21 protein-coding genes are annotated in these 19,455 nt (G+C 44.7%); 5 read left to right on the top strand and 16 right to left on the bottom strand.

All coding sequences use genetic code 11. The features are described 5' to 3' along the window. Nucleotides 1-60: 60 nt before the first annotated feature. Nucleotides 61-2,061 (top strand): KUP/HAK/KT family potassium transporter, encoded by a 2,001-nt coding sequence (locus ACI3E5_RS02300; RefSeq protein WP_060792568.1) that lies wholly within the window; start codon nucleotides 61-63, stop codon nucleotides 2,059-2,061. A 313-nt stretch (nucleotides 2,062-2,374) separates the two neighbouring features. Further along, nucleotides 2,375-3,958 carry a ribosomal protection-like ABC-F family protein gene (gene abc-f / locus ACI3E5_RS02295; RefSeq protein WP_060792569.1) on the top strand — a complete coding sequence of 528 codons (1,584 nt, stop codon included), beginning with the start codon at nucleotides 2,375-2,377 and terminating at the stop codon, nucleotides 3,956-3,958. Nucleotides 3,959-4,053: 95 nt separating this feature from the next. Here the strand turns inward: abc-f and ACI3E5_RS02290 are convergent, their stop codons facing one another. From ACI3E5_RS02290 to ACI3E5_RS02220, 15 genes are all read right to left on the bottom strand, one after another. Continuing rightward, nucleotides 4,054-5,514 (bottom strand): peptide MFS transporter, encoded by a 1,461-nt coding sequence (locus ACI3E5_RS02290; RefSeq protein WP_005227746.1) that lies wholly within the window; start codon nucleotides 5,512-5,514, stop codon nucleotides 4,054-4,056. 357 nt (nucleotides 5,515-5,871) lie between these two features. Continuing rightward, nucleotides 5,872-7,056 (bottom strand): acetate/propionate family kinase, encoded by a 1,185-nt coding sequence (locus ACI3E5_RS02285; protein ID WP_016621162.1) that lies wholly within the window; start codon nucleotides 7,054-7,056, stop codon nucleotides 5,872-5,874. A 24-nt stretch (nucleotides 7,057-7,080) separates the two neighbouring features. Continuing rightward, complete coding sequence (locus tag ACI3E5_RS02280; RefSeq protein WP_498820749.1) at nucleotides 7,081-8,085, bottom strand: class I SAM-dependent methyltransferase; 1,005 nt, start codon at nucleotides 8,083-8,085, stop codon at nucleotides 7,081-7,083. Between the two features lie 167 nt (nucleotides 8,086-8,252). Then, on the bottom strand, nucleotides 8,253-8,624 hold the full coding sequence (gene comGG, locus ACI3E5_RS02275) for a competence type IV pilus minor pilin ComGG (protein ID WP_015510479.1): 372 nt from the start codon (nucleotides 8,622-8,624) through the stop codon (nucleotides 8,253-8,255). Continuing rightward, the gene (gene comGF, locus ACI3E5_RS02270) at nucleotides 8,587-9,012 is read right to left on the bottom strand and encodes a competence type IV pilus minor pilin ComGF (RefSeq protein WP_060792570.1); all 426 of its coding nucleotides are present in this window, start codon (nucleotides 9,010-9,012) and stop codon (nucleotides 8,587-8,589) included. The genes comGG and comGF overlap by 38 nt, the downstream gene beginning before the upstream one ends. Beyond that, nucleotides 9,002-9,316: a PilV family protein gene (locus ACI3E5_RS02265; RefSeq protein ID WP_015510481.1), complete on the bottom strand. Its 315-nt coding sequence runs from the start codon at nucleotides 9,314-9,316 to the stop codon at nucleotides 9,002-9,004. The genes comGF and ACI3E5_RS02265 overlap by 11 nt, the downstream gene beginning before the upstream one ends. Next, the gene (gene comGD / locus ACI3E5_RS02260) at nucleotides 9,297-9,761 is read right to left on the bottom strand and encodes a competence type IV pilus minor pilin ComGD (RefSeq protein WP_016609962.1); all 465 of its coding nucleotides are present in this window, start codon (nucleotides 9,759-9,761) and stop codon (nucleotides 9,297-9,299) included. The genes ACI3E5_RS02265 and comGD overlap by 20 nt, the downstream gene beginning before the upstream one ends. Then, nucleotides 9,745-10,050, bottom strand: coding sequence for a competence type IV pilus major pilin ComGC (comGC, locus tag ACI3E5_RS02255; RefSeq protein ID WP_015510483.1), 306 nt, complete (start codon nucleotides 10,048-10,050; stop codon nucleotides 9,745-9,747). The genes comGD and comGC overlap by 17 nt, the downstream gene beginning before the upstream one ends. Next, nucleotides 10,047-11,075 (bottom strand): competence type IV pilus assembly protein ComGB, encoded by a 1,029-nt coding sequence (gene comGB, locus ACI3E5_RS02250; RefSeq protein ID WP_498820748.1) that lies wholly within the window; start codon nucleotides 11,073-11,075, stop codon nucleotides 10,047-10,049. The genes comGC and comGB overlap by 4 nt, the downstream gene beginning before the upstream one ends. After that, nucleotides 11,029-11,991 (bottom strand): competence type IV pilus ATPase ComGA, encoded by a 963-nt coding sequence (comGA, locus tag ACI3E5_RS02245; RefSeq protein ID WP_060792572.1) that lies wholly within the window; start codon nucleotides 11,989-11,991, stop codon nucleotides 11,029-11,031. The genes comGB and comGA overlap by 47 nt, the downstream gene beginning before the upstream one ends. Before the next feature lie 88 nt (nucleotides 11,992-12,079). Then, on the bottom strand, nucleotides 12,080-12,736 hold the full coding sequence (trmB, locus tag ACI3E5_RS02240) for a tRNA (guanosine(46)-N7)-methyltransferase TrmB (protein ID WP_005227731.1): 657 nt from the start codon (nucleotides 12,734-12,736) through the stop codon (nucleotides 12,080-12,082). Nucleotides 12,737-12,793: 57 nt separating this feature from the next. Next, nucleotides 12,794-13,573 (bottom strand): phosphotransferase family protein, encoded by a 780-nt coding sequence (locus ACI3E5_RS02235; RefSeq protein ID WP_060792573.1) that lies wholly within the window; start codon nucleotides 13,571-13,573, stop codon nucleotides 12,794-12,796. 104 nt (nucleotides 13,574-13,677) lie between these two features. Further along, nucleotides 13,678-14,889 carry an ABC transporter permease gene (locus tag ACI3E5_RS02230; protein ID WP_060792574.1) on the bottom strand — a complete coding sequence of 404 codons (1,212 nt, stop codon included), beginning with the start codon at nucleotides 14,887-14,889 and terminating at the stop codon, nucleotides 13,678-13,680. Next, nucleotides 14,886-15,620, bottom strand: a complete 735-nt coding sequence (locus ACI3E5_RS02225; RefSeq protein WP_005227728.1) for an ABC transporter ATP-binding protein — start codon at nucleotides 15,618-15,620, stop codon at nucleotides 14,886-14,888. Before ACI3E5_RS02225 ends, ACI3E5_RS02230 begins: the two co-directional genes overlap by 4 nt. A gap of 78 nt (nucleotides 15,621-15,698) precedes the next feature. Then, a complete protein-coding gene (locus tag ACI3E5_RS02220) occupies nucleotides 15,699-16,178 on the bottom strand; it encodes a hypothetical protein (RefSeq protein WP_005227727.1) in 480 nt (159 codons plus the stop codon). Nucleotides 16,179-16,390: 212 nt separating this feature from the next. On the opposite strand from ACI3E5_RS02220, the gene ACI3E5_RS02215 reads away from it, so the two are divergent. The 3 genes from ACI3E5_RS02215 (at nucleotide 16,391) to ACI3E5_RS02205 (ending at nucleotide 18,341) form a co-directional block, all read left to right on the top strand. Next, nucleotides 16,391-16,816 (top strand): HIT family protein, encoded by a 426-nt coding sequence (locus ACI3E5_RS02215; protein WP_005227719.1) that lies wholly within the window; start codon nucleotides 16,391-16,393, stop codon nucleotides 16,814-16,816. After that, nucleotides 16,817-17,191: a YtxH domain-containing protein gene (locus ACI3E5_RS02210; RefSeq protein WP_060792575.1), complete on the top strand. Its 375-nt coding sequence runs from the start codon at nucleotides 16,817-16,819 to the stop codon at nucleotides 17,189-17,191. A 115-nt stretch (nucleotides 17,192-17,306) separates the two neighbouring features. After that, nucleotides 17,307-18,341: a peptidylprolyl isomerase gene (locus ACI3E5_RS02205; protein ID WP_005227715.1), complete on the top strand. Its 1,035-nt coding sequence runs from the start codon at nucleotides 17,307-17,309 to the stop codon at nucleotides 18,339-18,341. Between the two features lie 169 nt (nucleotides 18,342-18,510). On the opposite strand, the gene ACI3E5_RS02200 is transcribed toward ACI3E5_RS02205, so the two are convergent. Further along, nucleotides 18,511-19,455 carry a 3'-5' exoribonuclease YhaM family protein gene (locus ACI3E5_RS02200; RefSeq protein ID WP_034872173.1) on the bottom strand — a complete coding sequence of 315 codons (945 nt, stop codon included), beginning with the start codon at nucleotides 19,453-19,455 and terminating at the stop codon, nucleotides 18,511-18,513.

Raw genomic sequence — 19,455 nt, 5'->3', positions numbered from 1 at the left:
CCTAAGTGGCAAGGGGCCGCTTAGGTCTTTTTGCAGTTTAAAATGGAGGGAAAACAGTCAATGAGTTCAAGTAAAATGAAAAAAGTGACCGCCGGCGGACTTTTAGTCGCCATGGGGGTGGTCTACGGTGATATCGGTACGAGCCCGCTTTACGTAATGAAAGCCCTGGTGGAGGACAATGGCGGACTACGCACCTTAACACCCGATTTTATCTTAGGCAGCGTCTCGCTCGTCTTTTGGACGCTAACGCTGTTAACGACGATCAAGTACGTCTTGATCGCATTAAACGCGGATAATCATGGAGAAGGCGGGATTTTCTCCCTTTATACTCTAGTTCGTAAAAACAGCCGCTATTTGATTATTCCAGCAATCATCGGGGGCGCAGCCCTGCTAGCAGATGGCGTGTTGACGCCAGCCGTGACGGTGACCACTGCCATCGAAGGATTACGGGGGATTCCAGTCTTTTTTGATCGCTTCGGCAATGACCAATCGATCATCGTCGGCATCACCTTAGCAATCTTATTGGTCCTCTTTGCCCTGCAGCGCTTTGGGACTGAGTTTGTCGGCAAAGCCTTCGGACCGATCATGCTAGGCTGGTTCACTTTCTTAGGGATCGTCGGGATGATGAACTTTGCTGGTGACCTTTCGGTGATTCGCGCCCTTGATCCCCGTTATGCGATCAATTTGCTCTTTAGTCCCGATAACAGTGCCGGTCTCTTTATTCTCGGCAATATCTTTTTGGCAACGACTGGTGCGGAAGCCCTCTACTCAGACTTAGGTCACGTGGGCAAGAAAAACATTTATGCCAGCTGGCCCTATATCAAAATCTGCTTGATGCTAAATTACTTTGGTCAAGCGGCGTGGTTGCTGCAAGTCTATCAAAACCCGACTTATCAAGAAATCGAAAACTTGAATCCATTCTTCCAAGCGTTGCCGCAAGGGTGGACAGTCTTTGGTGTCAGCTTTGCCACCCTCGCTGCCATCATAGCTTCGCAAGCCCTGCTGTCTGGCTCCTTTACCCTGGTTTCTGAAGCCATCAAGTTGAAACTATTGCCGCGGATGCAAATCATCTATCCGGGGGCGTCTATCGGGCAAATGTATATTCCTGCCTTGAACACCTTGCTGTGGATCGCCTGTTCTGGCGTGGTCTTGTTCTTCCAGACCTCTACTCGGATGGAAGCTGCTTATGGATTGGCCATTACGGTAACGATGTTGATGACCACTATTTTGCTGTATTTCTACTTGCACCAAAACAAGAAGACCCGTTTCTTGGCACCGTTCATCACGCTCTTTTTTGCAGCGATCGAGGGGATTTTCTTTATCTCCAGTGCGACCAAATTTTTCCATGGCGGTTACGTTGCCATCTTATTAGCCAGCGTGATCATCGGCGTGATGCTGATTTGGGAATGGGGCAATCGTATTCAAGAAAATGCTGCCGAAGAAGTTGCGCTTTCTACCTACATCCCTCAATTGAAACAGTTGCGGGAAGATGATTCTTTGCCGTTATCTCAGACGAACGTCGTCTTCATGGTTCCTAAACTGCAAGACGATCAGATCGGTCAGCAGTTCATCTATTCCATTTTAGACAAACGGCCAAAACGTGCCAAAGTGTATTGGTTCGTCAATGTGGAAGTCACCGACGAACCCTATACGAAAAAATATGAAGTTTCGATGGCAGATACCGATTTTATCGTTAAACTAAAGCTTTATCTCGGCTTTCGGGTGCCGCAAGAAGTCAATCTCTACATTCGCCAAATCATTCAAGAATTGATGAAAGATGGTCGCTTGCCGCTGCAGCCGCAACGCTACTCCTTAACGCCTGGACGCAATGTGGGCGATTTCCAATTCGTGATGATCGAAGAAGAGCTGTCGAATGCAACTGCATTAAGCAAATGGCAGAAGCAAGTCATGCAGACGAAGCTTTTTATCAAACGCCATACCATTTCACCTGAACGCTGGTTCGGCTTAGAATACAGTGATGTGGTTCATGAGACCGTTCCATTAGTCATCGGTCAGATGAAAGAAAGCTCTCTGACAGAATTACGCATCGAGGAACGCTAAGAAACCGCCAGTACTGGTTGAACTTTCTGATACTTTCAGGTACACTGAAAAGACAAAGACACAAAGGAGGGGAAACTACCATGATGCGCATGACTAAAATAACAAGTAATGAAAATTACCAACGATACCATATCGCATTTAGCCATGCAATTGGTTTTACAGTTGCTGTTGACGGGACGAGTCTGTCCAAAACAGTTAAATTTACGTAAAATCAATGGCCATCTCAAGGTATTTTTCTCAAGGAAATCTGAGTTTAAATAACACTGGCCATGGGTATCCATGGCCTTTTTGAGTGGTCTCAAGGAGAGAGATCATGATTATACAAGCAATTGCTATAAAAAAAACCATCGGCGGGAATCCGTTATTTGAGGAGTTAGCCTGCCAAATCGAAGCTGGAGAAAAAATTGCCTTAGTCGGCATTAACGGAACGGGCAAATCAACCTTTTTACAAATCTTGACTGGCAGTGAAGGCGTCGATAGCGGCGTTATCAGCCGCCAAAAAGGCTTGAGGGTCGGGACGGTCGAGCAAGAGTTGACAGTTTCTGAAGCAACCGTTACCCACTACCTGCTCCATTCTGCTGCTACCATTCAAGAACTCAAACAGCAAATGAGCCATTACGAAGCCTTGATGGCAGAACCCGATACTGATTTAGAGAAGTGTCTGATCCGTTATGGCGAGCTGCAGCAGCGCTTTGAAGAGCTGGGCGGCTATGGATTGGAAGACCGAATTTCCGCGATCTTACAAGGCTTAGGAATTCCCCATCGACAGAACGCACGCTTAACAGAGCTTAGCGGCGGTGAACGGGTTAAAGTCGCTTTAGCCAAAGTATTAGTTGCTGATGCTGACCTGCTGTTACTGGATGAACCAACCAATCACTTGGATCTTTCCAGTATTCGCTGGTTGGAAAATTATTTACAGAATACGAAAAAAGCGGTTCTAGTCGTTTCGCACGATCGGCACTTTCTCGATCAAGTCACCACCAAGACCTGGGAACTGGAAGAAGGCGCCTTGATTGAGTATCCTGGGAACTATAGCCGATTTCGTGTCTTAAAAGAAGCTCGCTTGGCGGAGCTGACCAAAAATTACGAGCTGCAGCAAAAAGAAGTCCAGCGGCTGAAAGTCATGATTCGTCGGTTTCGTCAGTGGGGCCATGAAGGAGACAATGAATCCTTCTTCAAAAAAGCCAAAGAATTGGAACGCCGCCTAGCGAAACTTACACTGGTCAAACCGCCAGCGCCCCCGAAAAATCGGCTGCAAGGCTTGGCAAATGGCGGGAAATCAGGCAAAGAGGTGTTCATCGTTCGTGACTTGCACCAGCAATATGCCGATCAGCTCCTATTCAAAGACAGCAGTTTTGCAATCTACCGTGGGGAGCATCTAGCCATCATCGGCGACAATGGTACCGGAAAATCAACCTTACTCAAATTACTTCTCGGTGAGGAGCTTCCTAGCGGCGGCACTATCAAGCGCGGCAGCAGCTTACAAATCGGCTATTTGCCCCAACAGCTACAGTTTGCCGATCCTGAGAGCCGCTTGTTGGCCTACGTACAGATGTTGACAGGAAACGAAGAGGCTGCTCGTCGGCAATTGGCCAAAAGTGGGTTTTATCAAAGTGATGTGGCCAAACGAATCAAAGATTTATCTGGTGGTGAAAAAATCCGTTTGGCGTTACTGAAACTCTTTTTAGAAAAAATCAACGTCCTGATTTTGGATGAACCAACCAATCACCTCGACAGCTATGCCCGAGAAGAAATTGAAGAAATGCTGCAAGATTATCAAGGGACCCTGCTGGCGGTCAGCCATGACCGCTACTTTTTACAGCAGCACTTCCAAGAAGCCCTGGTCATTGCACAGCAGCAGATCACGCGCCAGTCCCTGAGCCCCTTGATTGACTAAGAGATTGATTCGCAACAAAAAAACTTGATTTTCCTGCCATATGCATGGGTTGTTCAATCCATGCATACGCGGAAAATCAAGTTTTTATTTTTTGATCAATGAATGTTGCCGATCAAGTTGCGGATCGGTTTTCTAGCTAAATACAAGATGATGCCGACAACAACGGCTACTCCGCCGACGATGCCATAGTACATCCCTTCTGTTTGCGGTGTATAGAACCGAGCGATTTGCGCATTGATGGCTTGTGAAGAAGCGTCTGCTAACAACCAAATCGCCAAGGTTTGTGCTTCGAAGGCTTTCGGCGCTAGTTTGGTCGTCACCGACAAGCCCACCGGTGAAAGACACATTTCCCCTGCAATCATGATGAAGAAGCTCAATACCAACCATAATGGGCTGACCCGTTCTTCTACTCCAAACAAGAGGCTTGGCAGCATTAGCAATAGAAAGGACAAACCGGCTAAGACTAAACCGATGGCAAACTTCACTTCTGTCCGTGGCTGACGAGAGCCTAGTTTGGTCCACAACCAGACAAAGACAGGTGTCAATAAGACGACAAAAAGTGGATTTAAGGTTTGATACAAACTTGCTGGAATATTGATGCCGAATAACGTTGATTGCGTACGGTCAGCGGCAAACAATGCCAAGATCGATGAGCCTTGTTCTTCCAATGACCAAAAGACGATCGCTGACAAAAACAGCGGAATGTAGGCCAACACTTTTTTCTTTTCATCTGGTGTGACATCTTTCGAACGCAGCATTTTGGTAAAGTAGTAGATCGGTAAGAAAATACCTAGAACACTGATAAAGTTGATGAAGAAATCAACCGTCAGATGGCCAGTTGCTGCTGCTGCGCCAAACAACACTGCCAACGCGAGAAGAACCAGAACGACTGCTCGGAAGAAGGTTTTCTTTTCGGCTGCCGATAAGGGATTCGTTGGCGCGATCGCTACACTTTTCAACGTGGTTTTTCCTTGCACATAATACTGCACCAACCCGATGAACATCCCGATAGCAGCAATCGAAAAGCCTAAGTGGTAGTTGACCTCTTGTCCTAAGATCCCGACGATGATCGGTGCTAACAAGCCGCCAATATTGATCCCCATGTAGAAAATCGAGAAACCAGCATCCCGACGGATATCGTCTTTGCTGTATAAATGCCCCACCATACCCGACACGTTAGATTTCAAGAGTCCGGTTCCGATGACGATCAGCATCATGGACACAAACAACGCTGGAATCCCTAAAGGTGTTGCCAAAACGATGTGTCCTAACATGATCAAGATCCCACCATAAAAGACGGATTTATTTGATCCTAACAGACGGTCCGAGATCCAGCCGCCAACAATACTTGACATATACACTAAGGAACCGTAAATCGACATGATCGCCACAGCCGTTCCTTTTGGCAACCCTAAGCCGCCGTTGGCAACTGCATCGTACATGAAGTACACCAGAATCGCCCGCATACCATAATAACTGAATCGTTCCCACATTTCCGTGAAGAATAAAGTCGACAGCCCTCGCGGCTGACCTAAGAATGTTTTTTCTTTTTCCATATGTAATGGCCCCTTATAAAAATTAATGAAAATAAAATAGCGGAATTTTTCTGAAAATTCACAAATGCCAGTTTATTCCCATTTGGCAACTTTTACAAGGGTATTTCCCTGAGAACATCTTGTAAAAAAGGAGGGAAATTTAAATTCAAATGAAAGCAAAATGAGAAGCCCTCCACCTAGGTGCAGTATGAGCCAATTTCCATATGTATAATTATTAAATTTTCTGTTTAAAAAATTAGAAAATGGTCTTCACCAATTTTTCTCTCTAGCCCCGTTTTGCGGACTTTCCTACAAAAAAACACATGCAAGCATTTCTCTTGCATGTGTTTCAGCTTCTATTCTAAGGAAGGTTTTCGCTTAGCCGCGTAAACGTTCCACATCGCGAGCGATCATTAATTCTTCATCTGTTGGGATCAAAAGTACTTTGACTTTTGACTCTTCAGTTGAGATCACTAATTCTTCGCCGCGTTTGGCATTTTGATCGGCATCTAATTCGCAACCAAACCAAGTCATGCCTTTGATAACTTCGCTGCGGACGTGGGCATCATTTTCACCGATACCAGCAGTAAAGACGATCGCATCGACACCGTTCATGGTCGTTACATAGCCACCGATGTATTTACGGATGCGGTCAGTAAAGACGTCATAAGCAACTTTGACTTCTTCTTTGTCGTAGTTTGCTTCTAGATCGCGCATGTCGCTGGAAATACCAGTTAAGCCTAATAAACCAGATTTTTTGTTTAAAACATCCACCATTTCATCGATGTTCAAATCTAATTTTTCCATTAAGTAAGGCAAAACAGCAGGATCGATGTCACCAGAACGTGTTCCCATCGTTACACCAGCTAATGGCGTGAAGCCCATTGATGTATCTACTGATTGTCCGCCGTCAACCGCAGTGATCGACGCACCGTTCCCTAGATGGCAAGTGATGATTTTTAATTCTTCGATTGGTTTGCCTAACATTTCTGCCGCACGCTCAGAAACATAACGGTGGCTTGTACCGTGGAAGCCATATTTACGTACTTTAAACTCGTTATAGTACTCTAATGGCAAGCTGTATAGGTAATTGTGTTTTGGCATCGTTGCATGGAAAGAAGTATCAAAAACAGCGACACTGATGATTTCAGGCAAGATTTTTTTGAAAGCAGTGATCCCCATCAAGTTTGCTGGGTTGTGTAATGGCGCAAATTCAGCCAATGCTTGGATGCGTTCCATCACTTCGTCTGTGATCACAACTGAATCAGGGAAATCTTCTCCGCCGTGAACGACGCGGTGACCGACGCCAGTGATTTCATCATAAGCACCTAAAATGTTTAATTCGATCAGTTGATCCAATAACATTTTTACAGCTACTTCGTGATCGTTGATGTCGATGATTTGTTCGAATTTTTGATCTTCCCCATATTTGATGGTAAAGATAGAATCTTTCAAACCGATTCGTTCAACGATTCCTTTAGCGACAACTGTTTCCTCTGGCATTTGATATAATTGCCATTTTAAACTTGAACTTCCAGCATTGATTGCGATTGTTTTTGACATGATGATCTCCTTATCCGAATTATATTACAGATTTGCTGCTTTCCAAGCCGCAAATTGTTCAAAAAGTTTTGTGATGTTCTTTGGTTCTTTCAGTGAGGCTAGCTTGACCAGCAAGACTTCTTCTGCTTGTTTGCTTGTCCCTCCGTGGTTTTGTAAAAGCAATATACTTTTACGTGAATGTTCATTTTTAAAGAGTTCTTCAGGAAGCTGAATCATTCCTTGCAAATAAACCTTTTCTTTCAGCCATTTTTTCAAAAATTCACTCTGTTCCGTTTCCAAGAAATTGCTTGGTAGTAAGAACAAACCGTAACCGCCAGCTTTGACATAGTTCATCGCTTGTTCCATCAACAAATGATGGGCGTAACTGTGTCCTTCTGGAGCCGCCGTAATAAAGCTGCGGGCTTTGTCATCTTGTGGGTAATAGCCCACCGGTAGATCGCTGATCGCCAGATCCATCGGTTCGATCAAAAGCTCTTGCAAGCCATCTTGATGGAACAAATGCAAGGGCGCTTTGGTCCATTCGCCAGTTGCAGCTACGATCGCCAACAAGGTTTCGTCAATATCCACACCGGTTCCTTCTACTGGACGCTTGGCTAATTGCAGATTCAGCAAGACTGTCAATAAGAGATTCCCCATGCCTACCGATAAATCAAGAAGTTTCACTGGTTGATCGGCACTACTCAACTGCTCGATCAAATAGACGAATAAAAACCCAAGACTATCTGGTGTCAGTTGGTGATTGGCCTGCAGGCGCTCCGTTTGGCTGCCTTTCAACAAAACCAACTGCGCAAGCTTGCGTTTTTCTTCTGCCGATAGTTCCATTGCTCGAATTTCTTGATAGATGGTTTCTAAACGAGCAGCAGTTGCTTCATCTGGTACCCCATCGATCACGCGAACTTGGTATTGATCAACAAAATTTTCGATCGTCTCTACGTAAGCATCAAAAAAAGACGTTTCCAATGCGTTTTGAAGCAGTTGGATCGCTTCAACGGTCAAATGAAAAGACGTTTCCATTTTTTCTGCGGACATCTTGCACCTCTTTTCAAAACTATAACAACATATATACCTGTTTAATTTTAGCCGATTCATCCAAAATAATCAATCGCTTTCGTTTAGAATAATTTGTGAAGCTGTAAACATTCTTTTTCTATTTCTGTATGAAAAAGGATGGTCGAAACAACCATCCTTTTCCTGTACTATTCTTCTTGGTCATCTGTGTCTATTTCAGGCTCTTCTTCAGGTAACAAAAAGGTAAATGTAAAGCGGCGGCTTTTGACATGGCACTCGATCTGTAAGAGTTGTCCTTGCCGTTCATAGGTCAACTTTCCTACATTATAAAGTCGTGACCCTTGATCTGCCAATTCGTTTTGCAAGAATTCCGCATGAAACAGTTCGCTCATGATGCGGGCTTCATAGGTTTCAATGGTTTTTGTATAAAAAAGGGCTGTTGTGCGGCTGTTTTCTAACACTAGCAATAACATCAAGCTCAACAGCTGCACAAACAACAATGCTGTGAGTAAAATACCGCCTTTATGCCGCCTCTTGTGTGTGAATTTTCCATTGTCCAATTTTCTGCTCTCCATTCTCAAAGGAAACGGTAAAGCGGATCGCTGCGCCAATTTTCTCAAAAGACACATCCGTTACTTCTGTCAATAGTGGTTGATACCCATTGTTGTCCCGCTTTCGCAGCACGCGATTGATGCGATCGATGGTGACCGAATTGTTTTGACTGCTTCGCAAATACAGTGTGGTCTCACTGACCGATAGATAGGTACAGGTACTTAATTCCCGTTCCAGCTGAAACAAAAACACATGCCATTCTTGATCTTTGCGAGCCATGATCTGCTGATTGACGGGTGCGAGGTGCTTAACGATCCCGCTGATCAGCAATAAGAAGATCGCCAATACCCATAAAGACAACAGACACTCCAACAAAGTAAAGCCTTTACTCTTCATACACGATCTCCCAGAGCTGCTCGCAGCTTTGGATGCGTGCTTGTTGATGCTGCGCTGCTTGCCAAAAGCGAACTTGATAGACTGCCTGACGCTGCGTCGTGTAGGTAATGGTTGACGCATCAAAGGAGTGGTTCTGGACTTCTTCATACAGCACCCGCAGCATTTGGGCTTTTTCTTGCAATGCCGCACTTTGCGTCAGTGAAGCGGTCTGCATTGCTAAAAACAGTAACACACAAGTTGCCAAGACCCCAAAGCCAATCAGGCTTTCTGCTAAGATGAACCCACTATTCAACGATTTTTTCATAACGGCCACTCCCAAATAAAAACTTATAGCTGATGGTTTGCTTTTTCTCCTGCCAATAGAAAATGATCCTTCGCAGACTGCTGTTGTTGCCGGATTGACTACTAAAAAGAATATCGGGAAACGCCTGCATCGCTAGTTGAGGAGGAACGTCGATCTTGGTGACTGGCTCAGTTGCAGCGCCGTAAAATGAAACAGTTGGTGTTGGCTCTGCTTGATAGATTGCTCGAGTTTGTGTGTTATCGATGATGGCCGATTGCTGCAAGGTATAGAGTCCTTTTTCTAAGCGAGCACAAAAGCCGAAAACTTCCGCAGATCGTTGATAGTACTCGATAGCCACGACGGGGAAAAAGAGGAAGAGACTACTGACCAAGAGTACCAAGAGACTTTCCATCAAGGTAAACCCAGAAAATCCCCTAGTGCCATTGTTCTCACTTTCTCTGCTCATAAATCGCATATTGTTCCTCAGATACATACCCTTCTGCAATCAATTCTTCTTTCGAAGGCACCCGATCTTCATTTAGACGAAAGAGTTCGATCTGGGTTTCCACTACTTTCACGATCGCCGCATTTCCTTTCTCATCAATGATTCCTCTTTGATTGGCAAGATTTGGGACAAACAACAAAACCAAAATACTGATCACTAATAAAACGACTAGCATTTCAACCAATGTAAAGCCTTTTTTGACACGCCAAATCCCCTGCTTGCGAGGAGATGCTACTTTCTTTTCTATCATTCGATCACTCCTTGGATATTTCCATAGATTGGTAAAAACATAGCGGCATAGATCCCAACGATCATTAAAGCAACCAACAAAAAAATCAGAGGCTGAACCCAGTGAATGGCTTTTTCGATTCGTTGAAACAAGCGTTCCATCAATAATTGACTGTATAAAAAAAGCTCTTCTCCTAACTTTCCTCGTACTTCTCCTTGAAAGACGATCAAAGAAAATTCGGGTGTGAGAAACGAGAAATGACGAAGTTTTTCTGGGAGTTCGCCCCCAAGTGTCAAGGTCACTCGCAGTTCTCGTGCTAATTCTTGGATCAAGGTAGCTTTATTGGTGTGCTCCATACACTCGATGATCTGTTGGATATCTAACCCTTGCTGAAACAACTTGCCCCATTCCAATGCGGAAAAACTCGTGTGATAACTCGTGTACAATGCTCCGAACAATGGCAGGTGGCTGAAAAACACAGCTTTTTGCAAGGCAGTGCGGCGGGCAAACACCCAGCGGCTGATCACAAAAAGCAGCACACTTAACAACAAGAAGAGGATAAGTACTGCTGGTGCCCAAGTGATGGCGCGAATGCCCCAATGACCTTCGTCGATCATGCCAGAGGCTAGCAATTGGGGCAATAAAAAGCGGTGCATCCCAAAAAGCGCAGCTATTAAAAAGACCAGTAACAAAAGCGGATAGGCAGCTACTTTGTACAGCAGCTGTTTTTGCTTGTTGACCAATTTATGGTAGTCGACCATCCGCCGCAAGGTCGCCGTGAGATCCCCATGCCTTTCTGCTAAATGAAGCTGACTTTTTTCAGTAGCCGATAACGACAACGGCGCTACCGCTGCTGCAAAGCTTTGCCCTTGGGCCAGATGGACAATCAGCTGTTCGATCACAGGTTCAGAAAACTGGCGGCTGCGCAGCAGCACTTGGAGGCTTTCTTGTAGGGAAAAGCCACTCTCCAATAACACCGTGAAGGTGACTAAGAGGGCTTCAGTTGCACGGCGTGGTAGCTGGGGCTTCTTTTTCATAAACTTCATCGCTGATCCACCCACTTTCTTTCACTTGTTTTAGTACGTGTTGCCACTGTTTTTCCACTTGCCCCTCATAAAAGTGATATGCCAGCAATCCATGAGGTTCATTCGCTTCATTTGGCAACAATCGCTGATAAATGATCCCTTGCAACGCGTGCGCCAGACGATCGTCTGTCCCGAGCAATTCCAGCAGCCGCGTCTTGGTTTCTGCTACACCTCGGGCATGGATCGTGGCAAATACTCGGTGACCTGTCAGAGCGGCTCGTACAGCGGCTTGCGCCGTTTCTTTGTTACGAATCTCGCCGATCAAAAGCAGGTCTGGACGATGCCGCAAGGACAAGCGAATCAATTCATCATAGTCTTGTTCGATCTTCAAATTGGTTTGCAGCTGTAAAAAGCGCGGCTCCTCGATCTCCACAGGATCTTCGATGGTAATGATTTGCCCCTTGGTTGCCCGAGCTAATTGATACATGAGGGTCGATTTCCCTGAGCCAGTGGGACCGGAAAACAAATGCAGTCCTCTTTGTTTGGTTGCCTGTTGGATCTGTTGGACGTCTTCTGCAAAAAAATAGCGCAGATGCTCCTGAGTCAAAGGATAAAGAAACCGCATCACGAGACTTTCACGCCCTTGGTAGTCACCGACTGTGGAGATGCGCAGCCGCTGCAGCTGATCGCCTAACGGATAACTGACTGCTCCTAACTGAGCTTTGCGTCGTTCTCCCACCTCCATTCCTCCTAAAAATTTGAAGCGAGTGATCAGCTGCTGGGCTTCTTCGTTGGTCAGTACTTGATAGGTCTTTCTGAGATAGCTTTTACTGAAAATCACCTCCATCTGTGTACCGCTCGGCAAAATGGCCAGATCCTGCATGCGTTCTTGTCTGCCATAGTGAATCAACTCATCTGAGAATGCTTGAATATCCACGACTTATCCCTCCTAAAAAGAAATACGCAAGCCTTTTGAGAATAGAAAAAAAAGACGAAGCAAATTTGCTTCGTCTTTCGTCACTTCTTTATTCCTGCGGGTCTTTTGCCACAAATTGGGCTTCCACCCGATAGATTCGCTGCCCGCGGCTTGAGAATTTTTCTTCATATTCCGTCATGATATTGTTCTCAAAGGTACTGTTATGCAGGTCCAACCAAACTTGTTTGATGATCATGCCATATTGAGAAAAGCTCGCTAAGGAATACTCAAACAATCCTTGGTTGTCCGTTTTGAAATGGATCTCGCCATTAGGTCGTAAAATTTGCTCGTCCACCGCTAAAAAGGCTTTAGAAGTCAAACGGCGCTTCTCATGCTTCTTCTTAGGCCATGGATCAGAAAAATTCAAGTAGATCTGGTCTACTTCATTGTCCGCAAAATAGTTGGTCAAAGCCGAACCATCCACATGCAGCAGCTGCAAGTTTGGGATCTCCTGCTCGATCATTTTATCCAATGCGATCGAAACGACACTGATCTGCATCTCTACCCCAATATAATTGATTTCGGGATGAGCTTTCGCCATTTCCGTAATAAATTGACCTTTTCCCATGCCGATCTCGATGTGTAGCGGATGATCATTGCCAAAGCGTTCATGCCAACGCCCTTTCCATTCGGTAGGCTCTGCAACGACGTATTGTGGATGAGCTTCAATCAGCTCTTTTGCACCTGCACGTTTTCTTACTCTCATGTTTCTTCCTTTCCGAAAAAACAAGATGGAACCAAATTGCCTCGCTCCATCTTCTCTTCATTCACTATAAATTCGTTTTAATTGTAAAATCTCTGCATTCATGGCTTTGTAATCGCCCCGCAGATAATATTTTTTGACCTCTTGCAGCATACTCAACAATGCATACCAATAAATTTTTTCGATCACTTCGCTGCTGCTATGGATACCGTAGCGCACCAGCCAATGGGACCAGCTGGATAGCGGCACATAGTGACCTAAAATAGTCCCGATATCGATTGCTGGATCTGCAAACATCACGGAATCCCAATCGACTAAATACAAATAGTTTTGACAAACCAGCCAATTTCGATAGTTGACATCGCCATGGACGACCGCGGCTTTTTGCTCGTCAAAAGCTGGAATATTGGCTTTTAAATACTCGGTGACCAAATGAATAAAACGGTTTTGAGCCACCGCAGAAGGCAGCTGATCTTGATAATCCATCAGCATTTGTTCAGGCGTTCTGACTTGTCCGCCGATTTTGCTTAGCATCTGTGCCAGCGTTTTTGAATGATGCAAGTGATACAACACATCAATGACGTCATTTCTTTGGCCGATCTCATCGGGATCTAAGACCCGTCCATCCAGCCATTCTTGTGCGGAGAGCGTATCCCCATTTCCCGTCCGTTTCGTCCAGACGAGTTTGGGTGCAATGCCCTCTTTAGAGAGTGCCGCAAGCATCGGGGTCGTATTTCGTTTGATAAAGACTTTGTCGTTGTCCTTGAGCCCGATATAGGCTTTCCCGGTGTCGCCTTTGATCGGCCGCATACGCCAATCTTGATCCAAGCGAATATCCATCCTAGCTTCTCTCCTTATTTCGCAGTACCTCTTATTCTAGCTTCCTAAAGGGTCGCCGTCAAGCGCATATGCGTTCGCTTTTTGTAAGAGAGGTTTCCTGAGGATCAGGCGTGCATTTTCTTTAATCGCCCTGGCAAGTAGATGCCTAAAAAAAGACCCGCAAAGAGGAAGAAGCCCACAAAAGCGATGCCCCCTTGCCAAACAACGGGCAAGCGCAAGCAACAGATCACGCCGAAAAAAACAGTCGTCACAAGCAAAAGTGACCCGATAATTTTTTTGATTGCTGCGGCTTTTTGTTTTTCTGGCACGGGATACAAATGGGTCAAAACCATGTATTGAAATTCATTGATCAAAGGGATCAGTTGGAAACCGATCAGATAAAGAAACAAGCAGCCGATCAGCAGACTGATCCAAAGCTCATCGACAAAGAATAAGACGAAGCCACCAATCAAGGATAAACGGACATAAAGACCGCCGTATTGCCCACCACGAATCACTCGGCGCAAGTAAAGATAAAGATACGTATTGCTTTGGGCTGGTTTGATCTTTGCCAGCAACCAGTCGAGGTATTTGCGTCGTTTGGCTTCCGTCGTGATTTGGGGAACATCTGTAAACAAGTTGATAAACCGATAGATCCGTAATAAGCGCGATTGCTCGGCTTGGATCATATAGTCCCAATCCAAGAGCTGACGATTAGATTTCACGCCAAAGAGGAACCAGATTGCTTGGAGGATGCTGATCACCAACCCTAGCCAAGGTGCTACATAAATACTGGCAAGTGTGGCAGCTAACGCACTGGCGAACCAGATTCCTCGCTGCTGTTTGACTTGCTGCTGTGTTTCTTGATACAACCGAATCCGCTGCAGTGAAAGATCCCCCAATTTTAACAGCCACATCATTCCTAAAAAGAAGGGAAAGGAAGCAAATGTACTGTTTGCTGTGACCACGACTAAAGGCATCGTTGCTCCTACGGCTAAAAATAAGACCCCAAAGGGCAGCCAGAGAGAATAACGCAGAGCTTGACTGAGGTAACTTCTCATTTGCCCTTCTTTGGCTAACAGAAAAATCAAATCTGCCGGTTTCGTCAGTGTCGCTAAACGTCCCAGCGGTAAAACAAAGAGCCAAACAGCGACCACGATGACGCCGCCTAATGGAAACGGCCGCGGCAATGTTTTTAGCAATTCCGAATAATACAGCCCTAGGCCTCCCACTAAGAAGGTGCTGATCAAAGCAAAATGATCATTGAAGACATAGCGCAAATAGCGTGTCATCTGTTTTTGATGCCGCTGTAAGCGTTGCGAGAAAAACTGCTTCATGCTTGACTCTCCTTTGTCAGTGCGAGGTACAGATCATCAAGGGAGGCTTCTGGTGCTTGAAATTGGCTTCTTAGCTGCGCCAATGTCCCTTGTGCGCGGATCTCACCGTTATGCAGTAGGATGAATTTGTCACAATACTTCTCTGCGGTTGCTAAAATGTGGGTGGACATCAAAATTGATGCCCCGGTTTGTTTCATCTCATTCATCAGTTCCAATAACGCATTGATCGCTAAAGGATCTAATCCTAGAAAAGGTTCATCAATGATGTAGACGCTTGGCTCAATCAAAAAGGCACACAACACCATGACTTTTTGTTTCATCCCTTTTGAGAAGTTTGCTGGGAACCAATCGAGTTTGTTTTCTAAGCGAAAGGTTTTTAATAAACGCTCCGCTCGCTTCATGGCTTCTTCTTGCGGAAGATCATAGGCCATCGCTGTCACTTCAATGTGCTCTCTTAAGGTCAATTCTTCATATAAAGATGGGGTTTCGGGAATATACCCGATTTGTTTGCGGTATTGCTCTGGGTTCTCCTTCAAGGTCAAGCCGTCGATCGTGATCGTCCCGCTGTGAGGTTGCAGTAACCCGATGATTTCTTTGATCGTCGTACTCTTCCCCGCCCCATTCAAGCCAATCAGACCAACGAGCTCACCATCGCCGATCGTAAAATCAATATTTTTTAAGACTGGCAGCTGGTTATAACCGCCTGTCACATTTGCTACTTGTAAAGTCATTCTTTTCCTCCGATTCGCCTAATTACGGCTTTCTGTCAACGTAGGCTCTTTTTTTCAATCCGCTAGCAAAACCGTTGCTTATTTTTCTTTATTCGTGACTTGTAAGATAAATTCGTTTTCTCCCACTGTAATGGTTTCTTGCGGCAATTCTTGGCTGCCAAAGCGTTCTTGCCACAGTTGTGCATCACTCGCTGGAAAAATGACCATTTGGATCGCACCGGCGGCAAGGCGGGTAGTAAAGGCTTGAACAGCAGCAGGTTCAGCATAGGAAACCAGACTGATCCTCAGCTCTTCTTTTTGATACCCTTGGTCGATCGCCCAGGTCTCAACGGCTGTCTCCAATTCACTTTGCACCGTAGGGTCCATCGCTGTTTCAGTGACGATGGCGGCATTGACTACTTCTTCTTTTGGACGCGTTAGCGAATAGGTGATCGAACCTGCGAACACCACAAACAGCGTGATCGCAATCAACCATTCTTTATAGGCATAAGCCAAATAGCGGAGCTTCGCTGAAGTCGTTGTTTTTTTCTGTAAGGTTTCTTTGATGATCGGTTTCATAGGTTCCTTCTTTCCAATTGATTTCTGATATTAAGTCTAGGGTTGTTGGAATCTAAATGCAAGCGTTTCTCGCTCGCTTTTCGCATTTCTTTAAAAAAGCGCCTTTGTTGAAGGAACAGTTGCCTTGTTCCGACTTTTTCAAAGAGGAAACCAGACGAAAAAAAGCAAAATATGGTAAAGTAGAGGTAATAGATCAAGGAGGTTTTTTTACAATGGAAAATTGTATTTTTTGTAAAATCAACAATCGTGAGATCCCTAGCTACAAAGTCTACGAGGATGAGCAAGTTTATGCCTTTTTAGATATTTCCCAAGTCACCCCTGGTCATACATTGGTGATTCCCAAAACCCATGTGACGGATATTTTTGAGTACGATGAAACGTTGGCAGCAGCGGTTTTTGCCCGCATCCCTAAGATTGCTCGGGCGATCGAAAAAGCATTCCCTGAGATCGAAGGCTTAAATATCATCAACAACAATAAAGAATTGGCGTACCAATCGGTCTTCCATTCCCATGTCCATTTGATTCCTCGTTACAGCAAAGACGATGATTTCAAGATCCATTTTGGCAATCACGCAGACAATTACACGGGGGAAGAACTAGCGGCAATCGCCGAAAAAATTGGAAAGCAGGTGGACTAAATGATCGGCAATTTTCTTAAAGGACTATTATTCGGGTCCATCGCCGGCGGCTTAGGCGGTTTGCTTTTTGCACCGAAAAGCGGCAATGAAACCCGTGAAGAATTGATTCGCTATTTAGATGACACGACAGAAGCGACCTTAGAATTCAATGACAGCGTCAAACAGCTAAAAGATGCCGTAATGGTGACCCGCAAAACGATCGACGAAACGATCCCTGTTGTTACGGAGTCTTTCACGAAAGATTTGGAAGCCTTCAAATTCCAAGCCCAACCGCGCCTTGCTCGGATCAAGACCCAAATGGAGCAATTGAATCAACACATTACGACGATTCAAGCCCAAAGCGCAGCGGATGACAAACAAATCGAAAATTTGTAGTTTTTATGAATTTTGTTTGAAACATCCACTGTTTTCTTCCCAACCATTTCTAGAAGTGGTATAGTAGGTGCAGTGATTATTATGAATCTTTTTAGAATTAGGAGTGCTTAAACGAATGAAGAAAAAATTACTTTTAGTAGCAGTCAGTGCAATGAGTCTTTTTGCATTAGCGGCTTGTGGAAACTCAAGTGAGGAAATCGCAACAATGAAGGGCGGTAAAATCACTGTTCAAGATTTTTATGACAAAGCAAAAACAAGTTCAGAAAACCAACAAGCGTTGCGTCAAATGATCGTCTTAAAAGTCTTTAATGAAAAATACGGCGATGACGTGACTGAAGAAATGATCGACGAACAATTCAACAACGTGGCTGAACAATACGGCGGTAGTGATTCCTTTGAATCAACCTTGACTGCTTCTGGTTATACGGTGAAATCTTACCGTGCAGAATTGAAAGAACAGCTTGCGTTACGTGAAGGCTTAAAAGCCAACATGGATATTACTGATGAAGAAATGAAAACTGCTTGGGATTCTTTCCACCCAGAAGTAGAAGCACAAATCATCAAAGTAGCAAGTGAAGATGATGCCAAAGATGTCTTAGAAGAAGCGAAAAAAGATGATGCTGACTTTGGCGAAATCGCTAAAGAAAAATCAACGGATGCAGCAACAAAAGAAGATGGCGGAACGATCAAATTCGATTCTACGTCAACTGCTGTGCCAAACGAAGTGAAAACAGCCGCTTTTGATTTAAAAGATGGTGAAATCTCTGAAGTGATCTCTGCAACCAACACGTCGACTTATACGACGGAATACTATATCGTGAAAATGGTGAAAAACCAAGACAAAGGCAACGATATGGATAAATACAAAGATGAATTGACTGAAATTGCTCAAAACACGTTGTTGAATGATTCAACCTTTATGGCAGCAACGATCGGTCAAGAATTGCAAGCAGCCAACGTGAAAATGAAAGACTCTGACTTAGCAGACTTGCTTTCTGATTACATCACAGCTGCCGAAACAGAAGATTCAACTGCTGACTCTTCTGCAACGGATGCAACAGACAGCTCTGCAGCAGATTCTTCTGCTACTGAGGCAACCGATGATTCTACTGCAACAAGTGAAAGTGCTACAGATTCTTCTGCTGAATAAACAAAAAAAGAAGTGCCGTCATAGCGGTGCTTCTTTTTTTGTGCCGATTAGATTTCTATCTACGATTCAACTGCTTTTCCAGCAGCTAAAAAAGCCACGCTAAGCAAGCCTAGCGTGGTTTTTGTTCTTTCCGTCATTCACTTTAGTTGATCGTGCTACAAGGTCACCGCTACACTTCTTTCGGTACATAAAAACTCCGATTGTCCATGCCAAAAATTCGGTCTGTGTATTGACCAGGTTCCGTTAAACGAATCGACGTCAGCATCATTTGCATGGAAGCATCCAAATTATCGATCTGATGGAGGATCTCCGCTTCCATTATGCGGGGGCGAACAGGTGACCCATATTCTAATAAGCCATGGTGGGCTAAAACCATATGCCGCAAAACAACGATATCTTCTTCTTTGTCATCAAATTTCAAAGCCATACAGGCTTGCGTGATTTCTTCATCCACTAAGACCAAATGCCCTACTAGATTCCCCGCCAAGGTATACTCTGTCGTCATCGGACCTGTCAACTCGATCACTTTTCCTAAATCATGTAAAATAATGCCCGCATACAGCAGTGACGCATTTAATTCAGGGTATTCTTTGACGATCGCTTTTCCTAAGCGCAGCATAGTTGTCGTATGATACGCCAATCCACTGGCGAAGGCATGGTGATTGCGCTTCGCAGCTGGAAAATCAAAGAATTCCTTTTTATACTTGTTCAACAAGAAACGGACGATGCGATTCCAGTGAGGATTTGTGATCTCAAACAAGGTTTGACTGATTTCTTCTTCCATCTCTTCTTTTCGCAAGGGCGCTTTTTCCATGTATTGGCTTGGTTCGTGGGGTTCTTCCGGCTTCGCTAAACGCAAATGCATGATTTTGACTTGCGGATTGCCTTGGTAAACTTCTCGTTTCCCATCTAGTAGTACCACTTTCCCGGGTTCAAAACGGGCGATTTCTTCATCTGATGCATCCCAAAACTTTCCATCAATCGTGCCAGATGTATCCTGAAACGTGAAGGCAATAAACTTTTTGCCGTTTTTCGCGATCCGTACATCGGCATTTTTGATCAGTAAGAAAAGTTGAAACGTTTCATCAACAGTTAATTCACGAATTTTTTTCAT

The sequence above is a fragment of the Candidatus Enterococcus avicola genome (genome assembly GCF_047470845.1).
GTDB lineage: Bacteria > Bacillota > Bacilli > Lactobacillales > Enterococcaceae > Enterococcus_D > Enterococcus_D casseliflavus.
The sequence above is the reverse complement of the archived record's forward strand: the minus strand, read 5'-3'. Positions and strand labels throughout refer to the sequence as shown.